Source organism: Thalassobacter sp. (assembly GCF_982993085.1).
Genome location: NZ_CEZFMW010000128.1, coordinates 1 through 9,548 on the forward strand (window position 1 = coordinate 1; position 9,548 = coordinate 9,548).

Here is a 9,548-nt window from a genome sequence, read left to right on the forward strand (position 1 = left end):
AATTAGGCGTTAGATCAATATTCAGGCTGACCTCCGAATTGCCCGCACTATCGACTGTCACGTCCGTGTAAGCATTGTCCGAGATATACTTGCCCGCGCTTAGCGCCGTGTTGCCTTGCGCGGTGGTGGTCACGTCAAAATCATCAAGGCCAAGGCCCTCACGCAGGTTGCCGATGATCCCGACGCCCCCACGCCCTGCCAATGTCGCGACCGCACTGGCCAATTGCACCGCCTGAAAGGCCGACATCTCACTTAGGTTGCGGTCAAACAGCAGCTGCGCCAGCACTTCTTCCTCCGGGGCCTCTGGGTCCGAAACAAAGGACACCTCAGGCGCAGAGGCATCGCCCTCCACCACCACTTGCGCCGTCCCCGCTGACGTCCGCGTGCCCGCAACAAACCGCAAATAGGGTTCAAGCGTACCCTGCATCTGGATCAAGCCTTCCTCCAGCACATACCGCTTTTGCAGGATGTCCAACCGCCCTCGGATCAATTCAAACGCCCCGGCGGATACGGGGTTACGTGTGGTGCCGGTCACGCGCAGCGCACCGCCCAGTTCCGCATCCAACCCCCGGCCGCGCACAAACAGCCGCCCCGGCGCGGTAATCGACACATCCAGCCCAAGGCCAACGCCCCCGGCCTGCGCATCGCCTGCATCTTGGATCAACCCCGCCCGGCGGCGGGTGATCTGAACGGCTTCTGGCGCACCAAAATGCGTAATTTCAGGGATCTCAGCCAAACTGGAAATGCCTGTTGAAGGAACGATAATATTCGTCTCTCCCAATGTCAGATCGCCCGAAATTTGGGGCGCGGTAAGCGGCCCGTTCACCGTAGCCACTCCCGCAACAGAGGTTTCATACAACTGCGGATCAGCCACCGTGAAACGATTCAACTGCACAGTCAGGTCGACGGTCCGCGCCCCCAAAAGACCCACGCCACCTGCCACAGCAACCGAGCCACCCGCCCGATTGCGCGCAGCCACATCCACACGCGCCTGGCCCGATTGCAGGGCAATATCGGCCCTCACATCCTCTAGCACAAGGCGCAGACCCGGATCGCTGAGGCGCGCATCCCGAACGTCCACTTGCCCGGCCAGATTGCCCAACCCAAATCCCCCCCGGAGCCCAAGGTTAAACTGCGCCATCCCGCCCACTGCCCGCGGCGTGATAAAGGGCCGCGCAAGGGCCAACGGAAGACTGCCGATGATGGTCAAATCCGGCGTACCAGCCGCGCTCACACGGCCCTCAACCTGCGCCTGAACCCCCGCAAGGCCATCAGCCGACGCCGTAATATCCCACTCCGCATCTGGGCGCTGGACACGCGCATCGATGTTCAAAGGACCAGTCAACTCGGGCACAAGGGCGGCCACATTCGGCACCCGCGCGCTAAGTGTGATGTCAGTCGTGGGCCCGGTCACCGGACCTGCAATCATCAGGGTCGTGTCAAAGGGGCCGGAGGCTGTAGCATCCACCCGCCACACGCCCCCCGCCAAGCGCACCAAACCTGCGGAGCGGGCCGCGCCCATTACGCCGGGTGCCACCTTGGAAACATCACGCAGGGCAACCTCATAGCTCAACTCTGCGGCTTGCGACCCCAAGGTCCCAGACGCCTTGGCCGTGATTTCTGGGTTGTTTAGGCTGAACGCATCCAATCGCAGCCCTGCGGTGTCCCGCACAGCCGCAATCGCCAAATCCGTCTGCCCCACCAACAGCGCATCGGCCTGCGGCAGCCCAACCGAAAGGTCCCGCGTCATGGCCTCAACCGCTAGATCGAACGCACCGGACACTGGCATCACCGAGCCCGCCAAGCGGAGCTGTGCCGCACCGCCCAACGGCTGGCCCGCCAGCGCGGCAAACCGTGTCAAATCACCCGAGCTGAGCCGCAGGTCCAGATCAGCTTGCATGTTCGCGCCCAAATCATCCGCCCGTACAAAGCCCGCCAACCGCGAGGTCCCCGCAGTCAGGACCAAATCACGCAGCTCCAGCGGGGCATCGGACGCATAGCGAACGTCCGTACGCAGCATCACATCAGCCCCAAGCGCCTGCGCAAGTTCGGGATTTAACCCGGCAATACCAGCGGCCTGCGCGGCAACATCAGCCGCGAACGCGCCGACACCCTCCGCTGAGGCGGAAAGCGTACCATCAAGCGTCACGTTTACATCCGCAACCCGCACATCTGGCCGGTCCAACCCAGTCACCGCAAAACGGCCCGTGACGGCATCGCCCCTCGCTGCGTCGAACTGCACCGAAAGGTCAACGCGGCCCACGCGCGTGGGTGTTCCAGCCAGCGGTAACAGAACGTCACCGCCGGTCGCATCTGCAATTTTCCCGGTAATATCAATCGCCTCGGGCCACCCATTTGCGCCAATCGCAGCAGTGCCGCGCAGGTCCAGCCGCTGGGCCTTTACCGACAGATCCGACAGGTTAATCGCGCCATCGGGCATCTGAGTAGCGCTGAGTTCCAAGGCCACTGCATCCCCAAAAAATACCGCGTAATCAGGTGCAAACAGCGGCGCGAGATCGCCGCCAATATCAGCCGTAATCACACGCTCCGGGGCCTCCGCAGGCCCTTGCGTACGCAGACCGACCCGCCCGCTCAGCCGCGATTGCCCATCCGTAGCTAGCGTCAGATCAGCGGTAAAATCGCTCAGCGGGCCTGCCCCCTCAACGCCCAAGGCAACCGAAGGCGCACCCGGCAGCCCTGTCAACGTGGGCACCAAACCGCCCGCTGCTTCTTCCGCCCGTAGGCTCAAAACAAGGGCTGTGCCATCCGCGTCTAAACTGCCCTCCACCGCAAAGCGGCCCGCGATGTCATCGATCCGCGCAGCCTCGAACCGCACCGCACCTGCACCACCCGCCAAGCTGGCCGCACCCTCAAGCCGCAGAGCAATCGGTTGGCCAAGAACCTCTTGGCCCAAAGTGATTTCTTCAATTTCCAACATGCCAATCTCAATGGAAACAGGCAGGTCCGGCAGGCGAAACGGCGTGGCCTCGGGGCTTGGCATCTCGGGGTCCGATTGCGGCGGGCGCGCGACATTTAGACTGGCTGCCGTCAACGTGTTGACCTCAACCCGTCCACGCAAAAGCGCGCTACGCGCCCAATCCAGCGTCACATCCGTTAGGGTCAACCACACACCCGCCTCATCGGCGATGGTCATTTGCTCTATCCGTGCGGTCGAGCTGAGCGCGCCCTCAAACCCAGTGATCCGAACCTCGCGGCCCGCGCCGCTCAGGGCGTTTTGCAACAGGCCCGCCAAGTACCCTGGGCCGTCCTCGTCTTGCTGCGCGAACGCGGGCAAGCCAAGGCCCCAGACCACAACACATGCCAACAAAAACCGCATCAAAATGCCTGCCCTATACCGATGTAAAATTGCAGGCCCGTTTCATCATCAGGCCCCGTAACCGGCAGCGCCAGATCAACACGGATGAGCCCGATCCCCGTGGCGTATCGCAGGCCCAAACCCGCCCCGCTGTGCCATTCGCCGTCACTGCCATTCGGGAAACTTTCGCGTCCGATGTAGCCCGCGTCGGCAAAACCCACGATGCCGATCGTCTCAGTCCAGCGGACCCGCGCCTCTGTCGAGAGGCCCAGAAAACTGCGCCCCCCCGCCGACTGCCCACCGCCCAAATCCACCGCAAGAGATTGATAGCTATGCCCGCGCACGGTGCCGCCCCCGCCCGAGAAAAACAAAAGCCCGCTAGGCGCGCGGTCCAGGGACGCCCCCATCAACGCGCCGATCTGTGCCCGGGCGGCAAAGGTGACGGGCCGGACCAGATCGCGGGTCAGATAACCACGGACATCGCCGGTCACATGCAGACCCCCATCGACGGACCCAACACCCCTGAACGGCATAACGCTGGCCCCCACATAGACGCCGCGCAACGGATCACGCGCATCATCACGGTAATCGGCAGTACCCTCCAGCGGCAGGGACAGAATGACGTAGTCCCGCGTGCCAAAGGCATCCGTGGTTTCAGCCGCCTCAAGGCCGATGGCCACTGAAACTTCCACCTCCTCCGAGACATAGCGCGTGTAGCCGATGCCAAAGGTCAGAACGTCTTGGGTAAAAGCTTCCTCGTCTTCGCGGGCAATTTCAGCCTCAATGAACAGGTCCGTGTCGGCGTTGCGCGTCGCGGGGCGGGTATAGCGGCCGGCCACGCTGTAATCGGTGCCGCCGCGGGTGCCGCCTATCCCCGCGATCTCGGCATCAAATCGCAGCCGATCCGCCGCCCCCGTGAAATTGCGATGCAACCAATAGCCCGACAGCGTGACCCCATCCAGCGAAGCAATCTCTCCGCCCGCACCGAACCGCCGGGGCGGCTGATCCACAAGGGCTGCGCTAAAATCGAGGGTGCCGTCGGGGTTGGCCGCCTCTGCCTCGCGCAGGACCACGCTGGAAAACGCGCCGGTGCGCCGCAATCGGGTGCTGGCGCGCCGCACGTCATCGGGTGAAAAAACCGCCCCGAGGGGCAGACCCGCTATCGCAAGAATACGCTCGGTGCGGACAGCGGAGGGTGCCTCAACCCCCAGCGCGCCAAAGCGCAGCTGCGGGCCGGGGGCCAGCGTGATGTCCGCGTCCAACCGCCCCGCGCCGTGTACCGCTCGCAAAGATTGCCCGCCAACCGCGGCCTTTGCGTGCCCCAAGGCGCGCCATCCATCAACGCCCGCGCCCGCGGCCTCCCGCAGGACGGTAACGCGCGCGATTTCACCGCTGGCAAAGGCGGGTGGCATCTCTGTGCCATCGGCCAAGGGGGCGATGCGTGTGGCCCCAAATCGAAATTGCGGACCGGGGGCTATGGTAATTACCACCGCCTGCACGCGGCTGGGCGGCCGGACCGGATCAATCGCGCCTGCCTCTCGGCCGTCCAACGCGATGCGCACCACAGACCCGTAATACCCTTCTGCGTACAAAGCCGCGACCAAGCGGCCATAGTCGGCCTGAGCAGCCGCCAAAATATCAGCGGACGTCGCGGCGGCATCCAGAGTGGCTGTCAATGACGCTGAGCGCAAACTGTCCGCTTGGTCCTGCGATAACGCCTCGTCCGACGCCCCCCGAACAATGACCTCAACCGCGCCCGCAGCCAACGGCATCCACAGCGCGGTGATACCCGCGACGCATAGCCTCAAGAACGTTCTTGGCACCTGTTTGACCCACCTTCGCGTCTGTCGCGTGTTATCCCACATCTACCACGTAGGTCCGTGCCATGCACCCGTCATAGCCTTTGCGGGGGCAGGAAAACCCGACCTGCCGAACACTATTACGTTACGTAAACTTCTGGCATACTGCCGGGGTTGTTTGGTTTCCCAGTTTTGGTCCGTTCCCATGCCCTCTACGCGCTATATGCTTTTGAAAACACTCATCATGGCGATAGAGGCGATCCCGCCCTTGCGTGATTTTGCCAACACATGGGCGATCAACCGGGTGGTCAAACGGGCGCGCAGCCGGCCACATCCGCTCAGCACTTTGCACGATTACACGTCGTGGGATGGCCTGACCGATAAACGCTGGAGCGGGCGACACCTGCCCCCACGTCCGCGCCCCAATCCCCCCGAACCCGCCGCACTCAGCGTGCTATTTGCGCGCAAAGAAGGCGCGCAGCGGCTATGTCCGAAATCCACCTGCCTCTTTCCCGCATTCGCGCAATACCTGACCGACGGGTTCATCCGCACCGAAAGCGAAGGCTTTGTCCGTGATGCCTGCGACGACGTTGCCAGCGGCGATCCGAACGATCAAACGCGGCTCAAGCGCAACTCCTCCAACCATGAAATTGACCTGTGCCCTCTGTACGGGCGGACCCGCGCACAGACCCGCGCGCTGCGGCTAAACTCTGACGTCACTGGCGAAAAGGGGCGACTAAAAAGCCAGCGCATCAATGATGAGGAATACGCGCCCTATTACCACGCAAATGGCGCAGTGGACCCCCAGTTCGCCGTGTTGGACCCGCCTCTGGGTCAAAGCAACCTTGGCCCGGACCGGTTGTCTAGACTGTTTGCCTTTGGCGGAGACCGCTCCAACTCCGTGCCGCAGGTCGCCATCATGAACACCGTTTTTCTGCGCGAACACAACCGCTTGGCCAGCTTGATAGAGACCGCGCACCCCGGTTGGGACGATGAGCGCGTCTTTCAAACGACGCGCAACACGGTGATCGTAGTGTTCATCAAGATCGTGGTTGAGGATTACATCAACCACATCTCACCGCTACCATTTACCATCCGCGCGGACCCTTCGGTCGCGCGGGATGCACCGTGGAACAAACCCAACTGGATTACCACGGAATTCAGCCTGCTGTACCGATGGCACGCGCTGATCCCGGATCACATCGCATGGAACGGCACGGCTATCCCGGTGGGTAAAACTTTCATGGATAACAAGCTGCTGACAGATCAGGGCCTACTGGCAAGCTTTGCTCAGATGAGTGCACAGCAGGCTGCGGAACTGGGGCCGCGCAACACGGCTTCACCGCTTTTGCAAATCGAGATCGACTCGATCAAACAAGACCGCCTCTGCGCCCTCGCCAGCTATTCAGACTATTGTGATTATCTCGGGATCAAGCGCCCCTATTCGATGGACGCGATCTCATCGGACGCGGAGGTCGCGGCCCTTTTGCGCAGCTTTTACGACCACCCCCGCGATGTGGATTTTCACGTCGGCCTGTTTTGCGAAGACCGCGTGCCAAACAGCCCTTTGCCGGGCCTGATCTTGTCATTCGTCGCACTCGACGCGTTCAGTCAGGCCCTGACCAACCCGCTTTTGTCGCGGGAGGTGTTCAAACCCGCCACTTTCTCGGATATCGGATGGCACACGATCCGTGCCACCAGCGGTATCCGTGACGTGGTCGATCGTAATGTTGCAGGCGGCGCGGGGAACACATTCATTGGCTTCACCCGCGCCAATTGGCAAACGGAATAGGCGCTACGACCCTTCGCGCTCAGCCCAACCCGCAAAGATTCTCTCGAGGAAAACCACCGCGTAATAGAGCACGATCCCCAACACCGCGAGCGCGATCAGCACCGCAAACATCAAGGGATAATCGCCATTGGTTTCCCCCGATTTAAACAACGCCCCAAGGCCTCTTCCGTGGGGGCTGACGATCTCGACCAAGTTGGTCCCGATGAACGCAAGCGTCACGGACACCTTCAGTGCACCAAAGAATTCCGGCAGGGTCTTGGGCAGCGCGATCTTGGTAAAGATCGTGTATTTCGACGCGCCCAGCGATCGCAGGATATCTCGGTATTCCGGCTCTAGCGTGGACAGGCCAATGCCCACCGACACCGCAATCGGAAAGAACGAAATCATGAACGCCATCAACACCGTGTTGAAATCGTGCTGACCAATAAAGATCAAAGAGATCACTGGCACCAAGGTCGCCTTTGGGATGGCATTAAAACCCACCAACAGCGGGTACAGCGCGTCGCGCATCAGGCGCGAAAAGCCGATGATCATACCGATCAAGGTGCCCACGACCACCGCCAGCAGCAGCCCCACAACCGTGCGCCACAGCGTTTGCCAGCCCATTGTCAGGAACAATTCCCAATAGCGGCTATAGGCCGGTGGCAGGTCCGAGGGCGACGCCATTTTAAAGTTGGGCCACCCATTGACCCACACGAGCCATTCCCAAAACCCTAGAAAGATCAGGATGGCGATGATTGGAACTGTGATTTGCCGGACCATCAGTGAACCTCCTCATCGCGGCCTTGCGCGATCTTGATCTGCTGGCGCAAAACGCTCAGCATATCAGCCACTGGTTTTTCATACAGCACGTCAAGCGTGCGGTCGGCGGGCAGGTCTACATTCATCACATATTGCGTCCGCGCAGGGCGCCCCGACAACACGATGACCTGATCGCCCAAAAAAACGCTTTCGCGTAGATCATGGGTGATAAGCACGGCGGTAAATGGTTCTGCGGCGCGCAGCTCACGCATGGTTTGCCACAGGTCCTCACGGGTGAACGCGTCCAGCGCACCAAATGGTTCGTCCATGATCAGGACTTCGGGTTTGTGCACGATCGACCGGCACAGCGAAGCACGCTGACGCATACCACCCGACAACTCCGAGGGGCGTTTATTTTCAAACCCCTTCAGGCCGACCATTTCCAGCAATTCCATCGCACGTTCAACGCGCTTGGCGCGTGACATCGAGGGGGCCACAATTTCCAGCGGCAGAATGACGTTCTCTAGGATCGTCCGCCATTCCAGCAGCACAGGGTTCTGGAACGCCATGCCAACGGTTTTGCGCGGGCCACGCACACGTTCGCCGTGCAGCCAAACCTCGCCCTCATCAGGCTTCATCAAGCCCGCGACCAAACGCGTAAGTGTTGACTTACCACAGCCAGACGGCCCAACAACCGCGCAAAAGGTGCCCTCAGGCACCGCAACTTCCAGCCCGTCCAGCACGGGCAACGGCCCAGCCTTGGTGCTATAGGCGTGCTTTACGCCCTTGATCTCAATTAGATTTTCGATTGCCCTGCCCCCGGTAGATAGCAAAAAGAGCCGCACGACCAGCGCGCGGCTCTTGGAGTCTTATTGTAGCGCTAGGCTGCCATCAGCGGGCAGGAAGCTCGCGTCAAAGTAGAGGCTCGCGTCCGGTGCGGCCTGAAACTCATAGACCTGCTTGGTCTGTTCAATCGCGCTGGTCATGCGGGCCGCATCGACCGTACCCATGCCGTTTGCCTTCACAAAATCGGTCAGCACGTTGGCATCAATCGCCATCTGAAGCCGTTCCGTTTCCAGCGCAGGATCCGCAGCAGGGTTACGCTTGATCAGGGCCTCAACGGCGGCATCAGGCGTCGCAATCGCGTCTTTCCAACCCTTTGCAACAGCGCGCAAAAAGCCGGTCACGATTTCGGGGTTTTCGGCTGCGAACTCAGTGTTAACGATGATCGCGTTGCCATAAAGGTCTACGCCGTAGTCCGCCATCAGCAGAACCGAAATGTCATCCGCAGGTACACCCAAACGCTTGAGGTTCAGCGTGGACGAGAACGAAAAGCCCGTGATCGCGGCCACATTGCCCTCAGCCAGCATTGGCTCACGCGTGGGGAAGCCGACAGGCTCAACCGTGATTTTGTCCGCATCAATGCCGGTTTCAGCGGCAAAGATCGGGAACTGTGCCCATGCGCCATCGGGGGGCGGTGCGCCCAGCACTTTGTCCATCAGGTCAGCAGGCGCCGAAACACCCAGCGACTTGCGGCCAACAACGGCGAAGGGGGGCTTATCGTACACCATCATCACGGCCGTCACGGGCGCGCCGGGGTTTTGGTCAAGGAACCGCATCAAAGAGTTGATATCGGCAAAGCCCACCGGAAACGCGCCGGTCGCGACCTTTGGGATTGCATCAAGCGAGCCACGCCCCTCGGCGATGGTCACGTTCAGGCCCTCGGCTTCAAAATACCCCGCATCAAGCGCATGAAAATAAGGGGCAGCGGGGCCCTCAAATTTCCAGTCCAGCGCAAAGGGCACGTCGGTCTGAGCGATAACCGGCGCCGCAATCAGCGACGCAGCAGCGGCCAAAACGGTCTTGTGAAATGTCATGGATTTGTCCTTCCCTGTGGAAC

6 protein-coding genes are annotated in these 9,548 nt (G+C 61.3%); 1 reads left to right on the forward strand and 5 read right to left on the reverse strand.

Annotated elements, in window-relative coordinates:
* Positions 1-3,337, reverse strand: a 3,337-nt coding sequence (locus tag AC4GMC_RS15585; RefSeq protein WP_487876693.1) for a translocation/assembly module TamB domain-containing protein, incomplete at its 3' end; no start/stop codon positions are given.
* On the reverse strand, positions 3,337-5,139 hold the full coding sequence (locus AC4GMC_RS15590) for an autotransporter assembly complex protein TamA (RefSeq protein ID WP_487876692.1): 1,803 nt from the start codon (positions 5,137-5,139) through the stop codon (positions 3,337-3,339). The genes AC4GMC_RS15590 and AC4GMC_RS15585, both read right to left, overlap by 1 nt.
* 181 nt (positions 5,140-5,320) lie before the next feature.
* Between AC4GMC_RS15590 and AC4GMC_RS15595 the strand changes: the two genes are divergently transcribed.
* Complete coding sequence (locus tag AC4GMC_RS15595; RefSeq protein WP_487876691.1) at positions 5,321-6,907, forward strand: peroxidase family protein; 1,587 nt, start codon at positions 5,321-5,323, stop codon at positions 6,905-6,907.
* 3 nt (positions 6,908-6,910) lie between these two features.
* On the opposite strand, the gene AC4GMC_RS15600 is transcribed toward AC4GMC_RS15595, so the two are convergent.
* From AC4GMC_RS15600 to AC4GMC_RS15610, 3 genes are read right to left on the reverse strand one after another with little or no spacing between them, the layout of a single operon-like run.
* A complete protein-coding gene (locus tag AC4GMC_RS15600; RefSeq protein WP_487876690.1) occupies positions 6,911-7,669 on the reverse strand; it encodes an ABC transporter permease in 759 nt (252 codons plus the stop codon).
* Positions 7,669-8,457, reverse strand: coding sequence for an ABC transporter ATP-binding protein (locus AC4GMC_RS15605; RefSeq protein ID WP_487876694.1), 789 nt, complete (start codon positions 8,455-8,457; stop codon positions 7,669-7,671). The genes AC4GMC_RS15600 and AC4GMC_RS15605 overlap by 1 nt, the downstream gene beginning before the upstream one ends.
* 60 nt (positions 8,458-8,517) lie before the next feature.
* Entirely contained in the window at positions 8,518-9,525 is a 1,008-nt protein-coding gene (locus tag AC4GMC_RS15610) for an ABC transporter substrate-binding protein (RefSeq protein ID WP_487876689.1), read from the reverse strand.
* Positions 9,526-9,548: the final 23 nt, after the last annotated feature.